Raw genomic sequence first — 14,723 nt, forward strand, 5'->3', positions numbered from 1 at the left:
GCCCGATCCGCCGCCGAAGCCTGGGCGCGGGTTCTGTGGGAGGGGTCTTGACCCCGACAGCGGCCTGAATCTAAGCCTGCAGACAGCAGCGGCTGTGTCGCGACCGAGGCCGCTTATTCCTCCACCAGCTTCACCTTCACGTACCGCCCCTTCACCATGCCGCCATCCAGCCGCAGCACTGCCTCCTTCGCGATGCTGCGATCGACGGCGACGAAGGTGAGGTAGTCGGTCACGTCGATGCGGCCTATCTGCTCGCGGGTGAAGCCGGCGTAGGCGGTGAGCGCGCCGAGCACGTCGCCGGGACGCATCTTTTCCTTGCGGCCGCCCAGTATCTGCAGCGTGGCCATCGGCGGCACCAGCGGTGCGTCGCTGCTCGCTTCGAGTTCGGCCAGCGTGCCCCACTCCAGCGGCCGGCCCTGCGCTTCCTCGATGCGCTGCGCGCGCACCTTCTCGAACGGGGCGACCAGCGCCCAGGCCGCGCCTTCGGCGTCGCCGCGACCGGTGCGGCCGATGCGGTGCACGTGCACCTCGGGGTCGGGCGTCAGTTCGACGCTGATCACCGCGTCCAGCGCGTCGATGTCCAGCCCGCGCGCGGCGACGTCGGTCGCCACCAGCACCGACACGCTGCGCTGGGCGAAGCGCAGCAGCGCGCGGTCGCGATCGCGCTGTTCCAGGTCGCCCGACAGTTCGATCGCCTCGATGCCGGCTTCGCGCAGCGCTGCCACCACCTCGCGGCAGCGCCGCTTGGTGTTGCAGAAGGCGATGGTGCTGACCGGCCGGTAATGGCGCAGCAGGCGCAGCACCGCTTCCGGTCGCTGCGCCTCGTCGACCTCGAAGAAGCGCTGGCGGATCTTGTGTTCGGCGTGCTGCATCTCGACCGCGATGCGCTCAGGCGTGCGCAGGAACTGCGCCGCCAGCCGCTCGATGCCATCCGGAAAGGTGGCCGAGAACAGCAGCGTCTGCCGCTCGCGCGGGCACTGGCGCGCGACGTGCGCGATGTCGTCGACGAAGCCCATGTCGAGCATGCGGTCGGCCTCGTCGAGCACCAGCGTATTCACGCCGCGCAAGTCGAGCGTGTTGCGCTCCAGGTGGTCGATGATGCGGCCCGGCGTACCGACGATGACGTGCGCGCCGTGCGACAGGCTGTCGACCTGCGGGCCGATCTTGCTGCCGCCGCACAGCGTGAGCACCTTGATGTTGTCGGTACCGCGCGCCAGGCGGCGGATTTCCTTCGCCACCTGGTCGGCCAGTTCGCGCGTCGGGCACAGCACCAGCGCCTGCGGCGAGAACCAGCGCGGGTTCAGCCGGGCCAGCAGCGGCAGCGCGAAGGCGGCGGTCTTGCCGCTGCCGGTCTTCGCCTGCGCGATCAGGTCGCGCCCGGCCAGCGCGACCGGCAGCGCGGCCGCCTGCACCGGCGTCATCGCGTCGAAACCGAGCGTGCGCAGGTTGGCAAGGGTGTCGGGCGACAGCGGCAGGCTGTCGAAGGCGGTGTCGGGGGAGGGGGAAGCAGCAGAGGTCATGCCGGATTATCCGCGATCCGGCGTCGCGGCGCCCCTGGTCAACTGTCGCAGCCCTGCCGCATGCAGCGGGGCTGCGACCAAGTGAGCGGCAATGCCGCTCAGCGGATCACGCCGCAGGCCACGCGGGCGCCCCCACCGCCCAGCGGTGCCGGGTGGTCTGCGTGGTTGTCGCCGCCGGCGTGCAGCATCAGCGAACGGCCAGCCACATCGGCCGCTTTCAGCCGCGGCGCAAGCACCGGGTTGGTCGCGTTGCCGGCCGCGTCGACATAGAGCGGCGGCAGATCACCCAGGTGTCCGTCGCCCCAGGGCGTGCCGTGCTTACCGCTGCCGGCCGGATCGTAATGGCCGCCGGCCGCCAGCGCTGGCACCTTCTTGCCATCCTTGTCCATCGGCTCGCAGCTCGGGTTCTGGTGCACATGGAAGCCGTGCAGTCCCGGCGGCAGGCCCTGCAGTGCCGGCGTGAACACCAGACCGTAACGCGTTTCCGAAATCGTCACATTGCCAACCGGCGTGCCGACGCCCTTTTCGTCCACCACGCTGACCGGAACCACGACATCGGCGCTGGCCGCGCCGCTCGCGGCCATCATCAACGCAAGAATCATCTTTTTCATCTGACATCCTCCTTGAGCTCGTCCTTCGGATGCGACGCCATCGAACCGCGCGCGTCGTGCGACAAGCATATCGTCATCAAGCCGCAAGGCGGACGACAATCTTTCAGGCGCGACCGGCGACGATGTCGGCTAAGCCCACTGCCGTGAGCGAGTACGCCTGCGCGAAGCCGCCGACGAAGCGGGCCGACAGCACCGTGATCACGAACAGCGAGAAGTCGCCGAAGGAAAACAGCTCCTCGCTCTCCGGCAATCGGGCGAGATAGGCAGCGCGCGCCGCTTCGTAGCCGGGCGCTCCGGGCGGACAGGGTTCCGCCCGCCCGCGCACGCTCAGCCGCGGCAGCGCCAGCGGCGAATCGCCGGTCGCCAGCGGCGCGGTGATCAGCAGCGCGACCTCGGGGTGGGCGCGCAGGTCGGCGGTGTGACTCGCCAGCGCGCTGACGTGGATGACGAAGCAGCCATCGGCCCGCAGCGCCCACGGCACCATCGAGACGGCCGGCTCGCCGTTGTGCAGCGTCGCCAGAGCCGCCACCGGCTGGCTGGCGAGCAACTGGCGCAGTGCCTCGGCCTGTTCGGCGGTCATCGTATTCAGGCGCGCCAGGGCAGGTTCATCACCGTGCCATCGGGCAGCGCCACCGTGTCGCCCAGCGGCATCGCCGACACGAATTCGCTGTCGCTCTCGGCGAAGATCTGGTGCACCGCATGCGCCGGCAGGATGAGCGTGTCGCCAGCGGCGTAACGAAGCTCATGCCCGTCCACCGTCGCCCGCCCGCTGCCGCTGAGGATGAGCACCACCTCTTCGCCGCTGTGGCGGTGCGGCGGGGTCGCGGCACCGGCCTCCATGCGCCCGCGCCACATTTCGATCTGCCGCGCGCCACTGCCCGGCGTGGCGACGCCGGCGATGTGATTGCCCTGCATCGAGTGGGTCTGGTTGCGGGCGCGCGGGAAGAGGGTCATGACGGTTCTCCGAAATGAGGCGGAAAGGCGGCGCCAGTGTGCCCGTCGCCTTCGTGCGCTGCCGTGAAGCCCGCCACGCCCCCGATCAGGCGGGCGGCCAGGGCTGGACCTTGTCCTGCTCCGCCGGGTCGTTGCGCGCCACCACCGCGCGCGCCGGCTGCGTCGCGCTCAGGTTCACCGCCTCGTGCGGCACGCCCGGCGGCACGAACAGGAACTCGCCGGCCCGGCTGATCACCTCGTTTTCCAGCGATTCACCCCAGCGCGTGAGCACCTCGCCCTCCAGCACATAGATGCCGGTTTCGTAGCCGACATGCAGATGCGGCGCCGACCGCGCACCCGGCGGAATCACCACCAGATGCATCGACAGGCCGGTGGCGCCGACGGTCTGGCCGGAAATGCCGACGAAGTAGGGCAGGCGCTGCGCGGTGGACACTTCCGTCGTCGGTGCGACGGCGTGTACGCGAAGGTTCTCGGCGGTGTGCATGGCATCCTCCCTCAGTGTTCCGCTTCCGGTAGGACACGGCGAATGGCGCCCAGTGGCACCGATTGTCGACGGCCCGTCCCTAGCGGTAGCGCGCGGCGGTGATGAACTGGTTAAAGGTTTCGCACCATACGATCACCGATGAATAGTCGGACGGGTTGACCGAGGCGGGTACTGGCACGACGAAGTTGCGGAAGGTGCGAACGTCGCCGATCCTCACCATGCGGGCCTTAAGCCGGAGGAAGTCGGCTTCGGTCTCGACGAACTCCGGCGACAGATAGAGCTTGTAGTCCGGGCCGGGCGCCAGCTCGCCCTCGAACACGATGGCCTCGGCGCCGATCGACACCTTGCCCTCGCCCCAGTGCAGCGCATCGCTGTCTTTCAGATCGCGACGGAACTGTGCTTCGTACCGGGCCGAGGTCGCCTGCGCGGCCACCTCCTCGCCCGAAGGCGCCGGCGGCGCGATCAGGATCGGCAGCGCGTAGATGCCGAGCGCGAAGCCGACGGCGGCCGCCAGGGTATGCGTCAGCGCGAGGAGCAGCGATTTCTTCATGGCGTGTCCGGTCATCAGGGCGGCGGCATCACGGAGCCGCCATCGGCGTCAGCGCCCGCAGCCGCATGGCGTGCGGCCGCGGCCGTTACAGAAAGTGCAGGGCACGTGCCGGCCGAGCACCAGGCCGGCGCTGCCCTGTCCCTCGCCCGAGCCATGGCAGATGCCGCAGAGCACCGAGCCGCTGTTGCCGCAGCGCTTGCAGTCCGGGGTGCTCGCTGACACGCTGCGCCCGCGGCGGCCCGTCCGCGGGCGCTCGCCGATGCGCAGGCCGATCTTCTCGGCAATCAGGCCCGATACCGCCAGCAGTGCGACGGTCAGTACGCCCTTGAGCCAGACGGGCGGCATGTCGGCTGACCAGATCAGTCCCAGGCCACCAAAGACTGCGCAGACGACCAGCAGCTCGAGCAGGGTGCGCCAGAACAGCAGGATCAGGCACGCGCCGGCAAGGGTGAGGGCGACGAGGGCTTCGGGCGTCATGATGACCTCCGTCAGGGCACGGGTCGCGTGGCGGGCCAGCCGCGCTATTCGTCCTTCTTCGGTTCCAGCACGAACACCATGCCCAGTGCGCCCACCGAGATCGTGCGTTCATTTACCGTCGTGTAGGACGCGATGCCGAAGGGATGATACGTCGACGTGAAGGCCGTCAGTGCCCCGATGCCGAGCACGCCGGCCAGCGGGCTGCGTTCGGCGATGACCTCCTTGATCTTCGCGCGGTGCTGCTCGGGCGAAGGATTGAGCAGAAACGCGGCGGCGGTCACTGCCGTCGCGACCACTGCGGAAATGACTGCGGTCTTGGCCATGGCGTAATGAGCGGAAAGTGCCTGACGATTGAGGGGAGGGGCAAGGCAGTGCATCGACCCAGGGTCAGCAACAGCGCGGAAGCAGCCAGCGAGCGCCCGTGCCCCCCTTCGGTGCCTGGGTCAGCGGCACTGCATGGCGGTGAACCTTACCGCGCAGTTGATCCGGTGTCTCCCCTGACACCGTTGGCCGATACGGACGGCTCGACGACTGGCGCCCGCGTGGGCGCGGCGCTGCAATCGGACACTACCGCCGGAAAGAAAGCCGAAAAGCCGCTGGCGCCGTTACCCGCGCGCGATCTTCTAGTGCCTCGACGCCGCCGTTCACCCCCGGTCCGGTTGCCGCGAATTGGCGAGGGCAACCGGACTGGAAACGACCGTCGCACGGCATTTCACGTCGAGCGCCGTGCACACCAGGCATGGACGAAACCCGCCTGGTAGAACTGGACAGGACGGCTGAAGCCACCGCGTCCGATAAGGGCCTCGACCTCGCCCGGCGGAAGAATGGCCACATCCTTCGCCCATGCCGCGTGCGTTTTCTCGATTGCGTCAGCGGGCACCTTGGCTGCGTGGAGCATGCTGACCCAGGCTTTCAGCAAGGTGTCGTACTCGGGTGAGCCCACCGTCGACGACAGATCCGCGCTGGCCAGAATGCCCCCCGGGTGCAACCTCGCAGCGATGGAGCGGAAGAAGCGGGCGCGTTCGTCCTGATCAAGAAAGAACTGCGACACCATGAAGCACGTGGCTGCATCATGAGGCTCGATATCGGGCAAGGATTCCAGATAGCCTTCGTGAAACATGCAGCGCGAGGCGAACGACTCCTTCTCCGCTCTCTGGCGACAGACATCGAGCATCGCTCCGGACGGCTCCACGGCCGTGAAGCGCCAGTGCGGAAACTTCTTGGCCAGGTAGGAAAGCTCCGCACCTGCGCCCAATCCAACACACAGTATCCGGGCTCTGTCAGGCAGCCCGGAGAATATCCATTCAAGCTGAAAATGAAGGCCTTCATGAACAGGTGCAAGTTTCCTTTGCTGATGTTCATAGCCGGAAGCCTGCTGATCAAACACGGCTTTAAGTTCGTCCTGGTTCATGCGCGGGAAGCCCGATAAAGTTTGATGACGCTACAGAAAAGCCCCATCGCGGGGCAAGTGATTGCGTCCGGCTGTCGTCGGCAAGAGGTCGCTCACCGTCTTACAGGTGGGTTGGGTCGGGACAAGTTCATCGTCCAGGCGGTAGACGCTGGGTAACAGCAAAATGCCGCGATCACCGAGCCAGCGAAGGCAGGTTGCGCGTGACGAAGCCGTTGCCCTACGGTTGATCTGAACTGAAGCAGGCCAGCGGCGCTTGCAACGGCCTACGCCCTCAATGCCTCAGAAAACTAGCACACGCGCATGACGCGAGAAGGGGCTGCCCGGCGCGTGAGCGGCGTGCGCAGCGACTGCTACCGCTGACCGCGGCAGTCGCCAACTTGGGCGCTGCGCGCGGACTCGGACCGCCCGCGAGAAAAACAAAGGACCGGTGACGTTCAACGTTCGAGTTCAGCCGCAGGCCGCGCCATGCCGTTGACCGTCGGCTGCAACGAGGGGTTAGGCATCGCTCGGTGCGCTACGCAATGTGCATGATGCTACGTCTAAGCTTGCCGCCAGCCTTCTCAATCTGGCGCCAGCTACTGTTGTCGTTCATGGTTATCCACCGTCGCTCTTCACTACGGTAGAACCAATCCTTGTCGTGTTGGTAGAAGACTTGGAGATTCTTCCCCTCAAGAATGTTCAGTATTTCATTGCCATGGGCGCGTATCTCGTCAAAGTCGGTTGTCGCCTTCTGTCCCATTTCACTGTATAGCCGATTCAGCTCGAGGAGCAGTGCATTGACTTCTAATGGCATGGGACCGGCCTTGAGCCCAATCTTTGCAGCTTCGTTGAGCAGGATCGGGTAGCTATGAGATGGGTACTTTGAATTGAGCGTAGCCGCAATCTTATGCGCCACCTCTTCGCTCTCAATGTGATACGCCAGCAGCTCCTGGCAAAGCATCATTGAAAGTGACTCGGCACGATCGATCGCCCCGATAACCAGTGGATGCACATACGCAAACAAGCTCTTGTACGCGTTGTCGGCTTGATCAGGCTGTTCCGATCGCCAACGACCTATAACTCGATTCAGTTCGTCCAGGCTGACGCTGACTCGATCGTTGTCGCGATCAACCGGTGAGAGTGCGTGATTCAGCGATGTGTCTACGGCTGTCAGATACGCGGTAGGCCCCATCAGAATTTTGTTGGCCCCCAAGGTGATCATCGTGGCAGCGGATGCGCATTCAAGCGGGACCAACGCAACAAGATTCTTGCAGTGCTGCCGTAGGAGATTGACCATTCGAAGCGAAACCTGCCCGCTGCCGCCATCTGACTTGATGAACAAGTACAGCGTCTCATGATTCCCTAGGCGTTCAAGAACTGCACTGAGAGCGACGACATCACTTGAGCAAACAGAGCCTCTCGGATTGTTCCAGTACGTGATAAGGGGGCCGCCCAGCAAATTGCTAGCTCGTTCGATGACTGCTTGAGTCTTGGCGAAGAGTACGGGAGGCTGCTTGACTTTTGGCTTCTCGGGAGGATCAGATCTATTCATTCGGCGATGTGGAAGTGGTCTGCTTGCGATGTCCAACGTGAGGTGGCCGGCGCGCGAAGGGAGCGAGGTCAACCGCCATGTTATGGCGCTTCATAGAGGCCCAAGCCGCACTGTCTGCAGCGTCGCTCGGCGCCGAAGTTTGCTTCTTGATATGACAGCCACGCGCGACCACACCTCGGGCAAGGCCATCGGACGATACGAAAAGCAGACCGAGCCCAAAGTAGAGCCCATACGACCATGACGATTGGAAACGCAAACTGCGTTGTCTCTGGGCTCGACGGCTTGATCAGGATCGCTAGCGCGACCGTGCAGGGCATGCCTGCAACAAGGCCGAGCGTTGCGATGACATTGCGGCGGCGATATTGATGCCACGCTGCGGGAATTGCTCTACGCATTAGCGCCATAGCGTTCGACGTAAGGGGCTGGCCGCAGGCCAGTCCGGGTTAGGCCTGGTGCGCATGTAGCAGGAGCGGGACAAGGACGGCGAACACTATGCCAAAGAGCGCAAGCAGACCGAAGACGATAGAAGAGAGTATTGCGCCACCCTTGAATTGGAGCGGGCTGCCGATTGCTGATTTGGCCCTAGGACCCAAGTACCAGCCACCTACGGTGACGAGAAGCGCGAAGCTCAACAGAACTGCCAGTGAGATTGGCAGGGGGCTCCCAGCGGCGCGATGAAGAAGTGCACCCACAAAGCCGGCGAAGACGAGCAGAGCTCCAAAGATGAGCGAATGCAGCCAACTTATCTGGGCCCTGCCATAAAGGAAGGCCGAGGCCTTCGCGAAGAGAGCATAGAGGAAAGGCAGAAGAAGAAGCGGCAAGAACGCAATGGCAGTGGTCATTTGGACGATATGACGATGCGAATGACAGACCTAACGCCGTAGTTGTGCGGTCGCCGGAGCGGCGGAGCCGCGCAGGGAACCCAAAGCGCAGCTTTGGGCATCCGTTCGAACGCAGTGTTGGACGGCGCCGAGGCCGTTAGCGCAGGCACGTTGTGCATGACGAAGCCGTTGCACCCCACAGTTGATCTGAACTGAACCAGGGCCAGCGGCGCCTGCGAAGGCCTACCGCGCCCAATGCCTTGAAACACTAGCACAAAGGCATGGCGCAACAAGGGGTGAACTCACTTGCACTCGGAGTGCTGCCGCCACCACTCTCGCTGACCGTTGCAGTCGCCAGCTCGGGCGCTTAACGCCGACTTGGACTGCCCGTCAGATATACGAAGAACCTGTGACGTTCAACGGTGAAAGTAACCGGACGCCGTGCGAGGCGGATGGAGGCAACCCAAAGGCGGGGGTTTGGCGGTCCGTTTGGCTGGAGTGTCAGGCCGCAGTGGCGACACGCTTGGCTAAGAATGCTGAAGAAGCGGGGCAGAGGCTTGTGAACTGCGATGTGGCCTGAATAGCCTTTGGTGCGGCAACGCGCGAGACAGGCAGATAGCCGAGCGCCAGAAAGAAGCGCTCAGCGGTGGTTGTGAGGAGGAATAGAGTCTCGACACCTTGGGATGCGGCAAATGACTCGACAAACCTGACCAGGGAGCGAGCGAAACCGCGACCACGGAAGGATGGCTCAACTGCTAGGGAGCGCAGCAAAGCAGCGGTTGGATAGAGTTCGACGCCAACTACAGCCGCCAGCGTGCCGGCAGAGCGGATGCCGAAGAACTGAACCGGGGAACCAGCGGCGATATCGGCCACCGGCAAGGCACACGCTTCCAAAAGCGAAATCACGTCTTGAGCAGCAGGTTCGGGCGCGATGTGCATTTATGTGGGCTAACGTGCTAGCTCAGGGCGACCGGAGGCCGGAGGGAACCGGGAAGCGCAGCTTGCGTGGCGTCCCCTGGAGCGGCGGGTTAGCCCTTGCGGAGAGCAGAGAGGCATGATTTGAACGCCTCAAGGTCTTCGTGCTCAGCGAAACAATGCTTGGGAACCATGTTGAAAAGCGTATCGGAGTGATACAGCAAGAGCATCTTTCGGTTCTCCTTCACCTTCGTTAAGTCGGACCACCGGATCTTGCCCTCGCTGTCTTCCGACTGGAAGAAGACCATTTCTCTATCCCACCAGAACCTGTGCTTCAGATGAAGGTTCTTCTGTTGGCGGTATATACGCTTTGCGCGGTAGGGAATGATGATGAGAAATAAGATGGCCAGCCAACCGAACATTCCCGCTAAGGCGCCAATTGCCGCACCAGCCGGCAACCGGCCTTCCGCATAGGCTCCTACGACAACGATGACGGCGCCGGCTACGAGAAGGACGGAGAGTGAAGCGCTAGGCGTTGCATGCAGCCTTTGCGCGCAAACCACGTCCTCTTCGGTGACAGTGAGCGTGTGGGTCATAGGGCTAACGTGGAAGTGAGCGACCTGCGCGGCTTTTCGTGTAGGTCCGCTCGACTAAAGGGTTAGGCATCGGCAACAGCCCCTCCTCGCAAGCGCTCACGTACGTGCGCCTTGGGTGATACATGTTCAACGAGGCTACGGTGTGCGCCGAGACAGGCGACCGAATAGAGACATGAGCATACCCGACGTGAGAGCCGGCAGGCCGACAAAGACCATGCCGAGGATGCCCTTAGTTGGAACAAGATCAACGCCGAAAAGTACAGCCAGACCAAGAACTCCGGCAGATAGCGCGCCGAACCAAAGACACCAACGAGTAACCGTGCCGCGAATGGCCTCGCGACCCTTCCCGCTCAGGACCGCAAGAAGCAGCAAACCGAGTGGCAGGCCAGCTGCAAGCAAAGCAAAGTAGTCGGACGATCCCACGAGATGCCTAACGACGCTGTAGAAATACCCCATTCCGGGGCAAGCGGTTGTGACCGGCGCACACCGGCTCAAAGTCGTTCATCATCGTTTCAGTCTCGCGATCGTCGTTTCAGCGTTGTCCCCTGACGGCAGCGCCGGCCGCTGCCGGGCGTGCTCGAAATGGCGTCGGCCTCGCCCGTCAGCTTACCTAATTCGCGTATTCATGGTGCCCGAGCTTTTCGATGTTGTGCACCAGGCAATACAGCTTCCATTGCCCATCCACCTTCTCCCGCCCGCGCAGCGTGAAGCGGGTGAGCCGTTTGTTGTGCCGCAGGTTGCCGAACACGGGCTCTACGGTGGCAAACCGCGCGGCGATCATCCGTTTGCCTTCCATGGAATCGATGCGCCGCTTCATGCGCTCGGTGTGTGATTCGGTGTGGCCTGGCTTGCCGCGGAAGAAGGCGACCTGTCGCACCTTCGTCGTCTCCGGTGTGCGCAGGCAGCGGGTGCGTTGGTCGCACGGCACGCAGTCGCGCGCGGCGCCGGTGTATTTGGTGGCGGCGTAGCCGTTGATCGTGCATTCGCCGCCGTTGCGATATAGCCGCTTGCCCGCAGGGCAGAGGCAGTGGCCGCGGTCCGGCGCTTCGGTGAAGTCGGTGTTGGCGTAGGGCTGGGTCTTGCCGGCAGCGCGCGCCCGTTTCGCCTTCTCGCTCTTGTCCCACAGCGGATCGGGCTTTGCCTTGTGCTTGGCCTGATCGGCGTATCGCGGGTCGCGTTGCCGGTAGCCGTTGTCGCAGACCCAGGCGGGGATGCCGCGCTTGTCCAGTTCGGCGAGGTTCTTCTCGGAGTGATAGCCCGCGTCGGCGCAGATCGCCGTGTGCTGTTCTCGCTGCGTGAGGATTGCGTCGATCACGGGCAGCAGCAGTTCCTGTTCCGACCCGGTGCCGTGCGCCTGCGCATCGACGACGATCTGGTGGGCGGCATCGACGGCGGCTACGCCGGTATAACCCTGGACCACGCCCTTGGCGGTGGCCATCTTGGCCGATTCGTTGTCGGTGCGGTTCGACAGGCGCATAGCGCCCCTGGCGCCGCGTCGGTCGTCCGGGTGGTGCGCGAGCCACGCACGGATCTTCGCTGCTTCGCTTGAGAGTCTTTCGCGGGTGCGCTGTGCGCGGGCCATGTCGTCGTCGCAGGCTGCGGCATCGCTCGCCTTCTGCTCGGTAATCATGCGCTGCACGGCCGCTTCCATCTTCGCTGCCTCGCGCTCGAAATCGGTACGGGTGCCGCTCTTCGCCTTGGATGCGTTAGACGGCAGTTTCACGCCGTCGATGGCGAAGAGCTCGCGCCCGATCAGCCCCTGGCGGTCGCACACGAGCAGCACCTGGCAGAAGAGGGCTTGGGCCTCGTCGCCCAGACTGCTGATGAAGTGCGCGACAGTGGTGAAGTGCGGCGCGCTGTCGCCCGAGACGGCCATGAACAGCACGTTGGTGCGGCAGGCACTGGCGATGGAGCGGGAGCTGATCAGCCCGCGCGAGTACCCGAGCAGCACGATCTTGAGCAGCACCGCAGGATCGAAGGCCGGGGCACCGCCGGCGTCGTTGGCGTAGCGGGCTCGGAGCGTGGAGAGATCGAGTTCGTTGTCGACCAGGTGGCAGAGCGCGAACTCGAAGGTGCCGGGAAGCACCTGCTGCGCGAAATCGACCGGGATGAGCTTCAGGCCGTAGTCGGCTGTCTTGAATCGCGGCATCGCGGGGCTCCGGAGAGGCGATGCGGAATCATAACAACGGCATGTGAACGGATGAGGGTGGGGAGGGGTTTTTCTACAGCCTCAACGTTTGAGTTCAGCGGTCGGTGAAATGCGCAGCATTGTGCCGATCCGCTGGAATTATTAGTTCGGCGTCATTTGGACAGCGTCTTCCTGTGCACAAAAGTGATGACGTCGTGGACAGTTTTGGTGTCTTCCGCCTCCTTGTCCGAGATCGCGATTCTGAAGCGCTTTTCAAGTGCTTCGACAAGGGTAACGTCGACCATAGAGTCGCTCTCCAAGAGGAACCGCAAGTTACGAGAGAAGTCATCACCGGGGATCATCCGGGACACATCAACTTGGAGTTCGTCTGCAAGGACTTGCCGAACTCCGGTTACTACCTCGCGAGATATGCCAGAGTCCTGATAGAACGCTGCATAGAAGTCGTCATCCGATAGCGACTCCCGACCACGAAACGTGTTTTCGAACTGCGTATCCACTCGTCGCTTCTCAAAGAAGAACCAGACCCCAACAGTGAGAGCGAGGACCGAAATTCCGAGCGCAGTATTCATGACGCCGAACGTTGAAGCTGAGCCGCGAGCGGCGGCCTGCCGACGCGAGTCGGCTCGAGAGACTGGTTAGGCCGCACGATACCAAGCACCCGTTCGGAACGCTTCCGGAATTTCCTGGGACCAGGGATCGTCGAAGCCAAGCGTGGAAAGCTCTTCAAACCAGCGATCCCGCAACGATTCCGGCAGCTTGGAGCCGCACCACGGGCAGAAGCGAATTGATATGGAGCTCGTGCCTCCATCATGGACGAGCAACCCGTACTCACGGAAGCGGTCGGAGTAGCCAACAAGAGCGTCTGGGCAGGACTCAGGTGTTGAATGAACTGCGCAGGAGAACTCTGCTTGGATATGCATCGCGTCGCAGCAATGTTTCTGCATTTGCGGCCTAACGTCGTAGTTGTGCGGACGCCGGAGCGGCGCAGCCGCGCAGGGTACCCAAAGCGCAGCTTTGGGCGGTCCGTTCGAACGCAGTGTTGGACGGCACCGAGGCCGTCAGCGAAGGCACGTTGTGCATGACGAAGCCTCTACCCCTGACTGTTGATCTGAACTGAACCAGGCCGGCGGCGCCCGCTACGGCCTGCCACCCTCAATGCCCCGAAACACTAGCACACGGGCATGGCGCGACAAGGGGCGACCTCACGCGTGAGCGGAGCGCGCAGCTACCACTCTCGCTGACCGCTGCAGTCGCTGGCTCGGGCGCCGGACGTCGCCTCGAGCGAAGGGTTAGGCTTCACCGGGAAACCGATTCAGTGCGGCCTTGATCTCGCGGTACAGAACTGGCAGCCATGCGGGTGAGCCCTCCGGCGCGCGTACCGGTTGGCGCCGGAAGTCCGTAGGCGCGACAACGATCTCGACCCGCTCCTTGCCCGTGAGTGCGGCGAGGATGAACAGGTCTTCGGCCGCTTGGTTACCCATGGCCAGGCAGCCGATGGAAGCGGCGGTACCGTGAATCATGATGTCCGACCCCGGTTGTGTCCGACCATCGGCCCGCGCTTGGGCGAGGTCGAACTCGTTCGGGTAGTTGAGGCGGATCGAGAGGTGGAAGCGACTGTTGGCGTTGAGATATTCCGCTCGGTAGATGCCTTCGGGTACCTGCATGTCGCCCTGGCGGAGCTTGGGGCCGAGATCTCCGCTCATGCCCAAGATTGGGTAGGTATGCACGCGGCGCCACTCCGCGGAGGGATGCGCTCGGGCGTAGACCTCTAGTTGGGCAGAGTCCTTGAAAGCGACATACGCCAAGTGGGCCGGCGGGTACGGCACCGCCACCGCCTCGAACTTGGCTCTGAGCCGCGACTCAACGGCGCCGGCGTGCATGCGAACGCGTTCCTCGACGGTATAGCCACCCCGGAGCTTGAGCCATGCATAGCTTGCAGCGGCGTAGCCTTGCTCCGTGCGCAGCAGAAGCGCTGCGGCTACGGCCAGAGCCAATGCGAGGATGAGCGCGGTGAGAACAAGACGACGTGTCACTGTGAAGCCTAACGACGCTGTAGAAAAACCCCATTCCGGGGCAAGTGGCTGCATCCGGCCCTGGCCGGTTCGAAGTTCTTCATCATCATTTCAGTCCCGCGATCTTCGTTTCATCGTCGTCTCCTGACGTCGGATCCAGCCGCTGCGGAGCGTCCTCGGAATGACGTTATTTTCGCCCGCCAGCTTACCTAATTCGCGTATCCATGGTGCCCGAGCTTTTCGATGTTGTGGACCAGGCAGTACAGCTTCCACTGCCCATCCACTTTTGTGCACCCACGCAGCGTGAATCGGGTGAGCCGTTTGTTGTGCCGCAGGTTGCCGAACACCGGTTCGACGGTGGCGAAGCGCGCGGCGATCATCCGTTTGCCCTCAGCGGAATCGATGCGCCGCTTCATCCGCTCGGTGTGTGACTCAGTTGAGTCGCGCTTGCCGCGGAAGAAGGCAACCTGCCGAACCTTTGTTTTGTCCGGCGTGCGCAGACAGCGGCTGCGTTGATCGCACGGCACGCAGTCGCGCGCAGCACCGGTGTACTTGGTGGCGGCGTAGCCGTTGATCGTGCATTCGCCGCCGTTGCGATACAGCCGCTTGCCCGCCGGGCAGGTGCAGTGGCTGCGGTCCGGCGCTTCGGTGAAGTCGGTGTTGGCGTATGGCTGGGTCTTGCCGGCAGCGCG

The 14,723-nt window shown here is 63.6% G+C and carries 17 protein-coding genes; all 17 read right to left on the minus strand.

Features of this window, described 5'->3' with window-relative positions; all coding sequences use genetic code 11:
* Positions 1-113: 113 nt before the first annotated feature.
* Complete coding sequence (gene dbpA / locus WDZ97_RS19755; protein WP_425763893.1) at positions 114-1,520, minus strand: ATP-dependent RNA helicase DbpA; 1,407 nt, start codon at positions 1,518-1,520, stop codon at positions 114-116.
* A 98-nt stretch (positions 1,521-1,618) separates the two neighbouring features.
* A complete protein-coding gene (sodC, locus tag WDZ97_RS19760) occupies positions 1,619-2,131 on the minus strand; it encodes a superoxide dismutase [Cu-Zn] SodC (RefSeq protein ID WP_341930645.1) in 513 nt (170 codons plus the stop codon).
* Positions 2,132-2,234: 103 nt separating this feature from the next.
* The gene (locus WDZ97_RS19765; protein ID WP_341930646.1) at positions 2,235-2,711 is read right to left on the minus strand and encodes a pyridoxamine 5'-phosphate oxidase family protein; all 477 of its coding nucleotides are present in this window, start codon (positions 2,709-2,711) and stop codon (positions 2,235-2,237) included.
* 5 nt (positions 2,712-2,716) lie between these two features.
* Positions 2,717-3,085, minus strand: a complete 369-nt coding sequence (locus WDZ97_RS19770; RefSeq protein WP_341930647.1) for a cupin domain-containing protein — start codon at positions 3,083-3,085, stop codon at positions 2,717-2,719.
* Between the two features lie 85 nt (positions 3,086-3,170).
* Positions 3,171-3,569 (minus strand): cupin domain-containing protein, encoded by a 399-nt coding sequence (locus WDZ97_RS19775; RefSeq protein ID WP_341930648.1) that lies wholly within the window; start codon positions 3,567-3,569, stop codon positions 3,171-3,173.
* A 79-nt stretch (positions 3,570-3,648) separates the two neighbouring features.
* Complete coding sequence (locus WDZ97_RS19780; RefSeq protein ID WP_425763894.1) at positions 3,649-4,119, minus strand: DM13 domain-containing protein; 471 nt, start codon at positions 4,117-4,119, stop codon at positions 3,649-3,651.
* A 48-nt stretch (positions 4,120-4,167) separates the two neighbouring features.
* Positions 4,168-4,596, minus strand: coding sequence for a hypothetical protein (locus tag WDZ97_RS19785; protein ID WP_341930650.1), 429 nt, complete (start codon positions 4,594-4,596; stop codon positions 4,168-4,170).
* A gap of 44 nt (positions 4,597-4,640) precedes the next feature.
* Positions 4,641-4,919, minus strand: a complete 279-nt coding sequence (locus tag WDZ97_RS19790; RefSeq protein ID WP_341930651.1) for a hypothetical protein — start codon at positions 4,917-4,919, stop codon at positions 4,641-4,643.
* Between the two features lie 389 nt (positions 4,920-5,308).
* The gene (locus WDZ97_RS19795) at positions 5,309-6,007 is read right to left on the minus strand and encodes a class I SAM-dependent methyltransferase (protein WP_425763895.1); all 699 of its coding nucleotides are present in this window, start codon (positions 6,005-6,007) and stop codon (positions 5,309-5,311) included.
* A gap of 514 nt (positions 6,008-6,521) precedes the next feature.
* Positions 6,522-7,538, minus strand: coding sequence for an SDH family Clp fold serine proteinase (locus WDZ97_RS19800; protein ID WP_029143455.1), 1,017 nt, complete (start codon positions 7,536-7,538; stop codon positions 6,522-6,524).
* 1,322 nt (positions 7,539-8,860) lie between these two features.
* Positions 8,861-9,298 (minus strand): arsenic resistance N-acetyltransferase ArsN2, encoded by a 438-nt coding sequence (gene arsN2, locus WDZ97_RS19805; protein WP_425763896.1) that lies wholly within the window; start codon positions 9,296-9,298, stop codon positions 8,861-8,863.
* Positions 9,299-9,387: 89 nt separating this feature from the next.
* Positions 9,388-9,870, minus strand: coding sequence for a YcxB family protein (locus WDZ97_RS19810; RefSeq protein ID WP_425763897.1), 483 nt, complete (start codon positions 9,868-9,870; stop codon positions 9,388-9,390).
* Between the two features lie 610 nt (positions 9,871-10,480).
* The gene (locus tag WDZ97_RS19815) at positions 10,481-12,019 is read right to left on the minus strand and encodes a transposase (protein ID WP_425763898.1); all 1,539 of its coding nucleotides are present in this window, start codon (positions 12,017-12,019) and stop codon (positions 10,481-10,483) included.
* Positions 12,020-12,171: 152 nt separating this feature from the next.
* Positions 12,172-12,588: an acyl carrier protein gene (locus WDZ97_RS19820; RefSeq protein ID WP_425763899.1), complete on the minus strand. Its 417-nt coding sequence runs from the start codon at positions 12,586-12,588 to the stop codon at positions 12,172-12,174.
* Positions 12,589-12,654: 66 nt separating this feature from the next.
* The gene (locus WDZ97_RS19825; protein WP_425763900.1) at positions 12,655-12,963 is read right to left on the minus strand and encodes a DUF6980 family protein; all 309 of its coding nucleotides are present in this window, start codon (positions 12,961-12,963) and stop codon (positions 12,655-12,657) included.
* Between the two features lie 345 nt (positions 12,964-13,308).
* Complete coding sequence (locus tag WDZ97_RS19830) at positions 13,309-14,106, minus strand: L,D-transpeptidase family protein (RefSeq protein WP_425763901.1); 798 nt, start codon at positions 14,104-14,106, stop codon at positions 13,309-13,311.
* A gap of 134 nt (positions 14,107-14,240) precedes the next feature.
* The coding region (locus WDZ97_RS19835; RefSeq protein ID WP_425763902.1) for a transposase at positions 14,241-14,723 on the minus strand (483 nt) is incomplete at its 5' end.

Source organism: Methyloversatilis sp. MC4-4 (assembly GCF_049843555.1).
GTDB classification, from domain to species: Bacteria; Pseudomonadota; Gammaproteobacteria; order Burkholderiales; family Rhodocyclaceae; genus Methyloversatilis; species Methyloversatilis discipulorum_B.

Excerpts from the sequence above, each read along its gene's own strand:
- dbpA (WP_425763893.1), bottom strand. The coding sequence starts at position 1,520 with ATGACCTCTGCTGCTTCCCCCTCCCCCGACACCGCCTTCGACAGCCTG.
- WDZ97_RS19795 (WP_425763895.1), bottom strand. The coding sequence starts at position 6,007 with ATGAACCAGGACGAACTTAAAGCCGTGTTTGATCAGCAGGCTTCCGGC.
- WDZ97_RS19810 (WP_425763897.1), bottom strand. The coding sequence starts at position 9,870 with ATGACCCACACGCTCACTGTCACCGAAGAGGACGTGGTTTGCGCGCAA.
- WDZ97_RS19785 (WP_341930650.1), bottom strand. The coding sequence starts at position 4,596 with ATGACGCCCGAAGCCCTCGTCGCCCTCACCCTTGCCGGCGCGTGCCTG.
- WDZ97_RS19825 (WP_425763900.1), bottom strand. The coding sequence starts at position 12,963 with ATGCAGAAACATTGCTGCGACGCGATGCATATCCAAGCAGAGTTCTCC.
- WDZ97_RS19830 (WP_425763901.1), bottom strand. The coding sequence starts at position 14,106 with ATGCAGCCACTTGCCCCGGAATGGGGTTTTTCTACAGCGTCGTTAGGC.
- WDZ97_RS19775 (WP_341930648.1), bottom strand. The coding sequence starts at position 3,569 with ATGCACACCGCCGAGAACCTTCGCGTACACGCCGTCGCACCGACGACG.
- WDZ97_RS19815 (WP_425763898.1), bottom strand. The coding sequence starts at position 12,019 with ATGCCGCGATTCAAGACAGCCGACTACGGCCTGAAGCTCATCCCGGTC.
- WDZ97_RS19765 (WP_341930646.1), bottom strand. The coding sequence starts at position 2,711 with ATGACCGCCGAACAGGCCGAGGCACTGCGCCAGTTGCTCGCCAGCCAG.
- WDZ97_RS19800 (WP_029143455.1), bottom strand. The coding sequence starts at position 7,538 with ATGAATAGATCTGATCCTCCCGAGAAGCCAAAAGTCAAGCAGCCTCCC.
- WDZ97_RS19780 (WP_425763894.1), bottom strand. The coding sequence starts at position 4,119 with ATGAAGAAATCGCTGCTCCTCGCGCTGACGCATACCCTGGCGGCCGCC.
- WDZ97_RS19820 (WP_425763899.1), bottom strand. The coding sequence starts at position 12,588 with ATGAATACTGCGCTCGGAATTTCGGTCCTCGCTCTCACTGTTGGGGTC.
- WDZ97_RS19790 (WP_341930651.1), bottom strand. The coding sequence starts at position 4,919 with ATGGCCAAGACCGCAGTCATTTCCGCAGTGGTCGCGACGGCAGTGACC.
- sodC (WP_341930645.1), bottom strand. The coding sequence starts at position 2,131 with ATGAAAAAGATGATTCTTGCGTTGATGATGGCCGCGAGCGGCGCGGCC.
- WDZ97_RS19770 (WP_341930647.1), bottom strand. The coding sequence starts at position 3,085 with ATGACCCTCTTCCCGCGCGCCCGCAACCAGACCCACTCGATGCAGGGC.
- arsN2 (WP_425763896.1), bottom strand. The coding sequence starts at position 9,298 with ATGCACATCGCGCCCGAACCTGCTGCTCAAGACGTGATTTCGCTTTTG.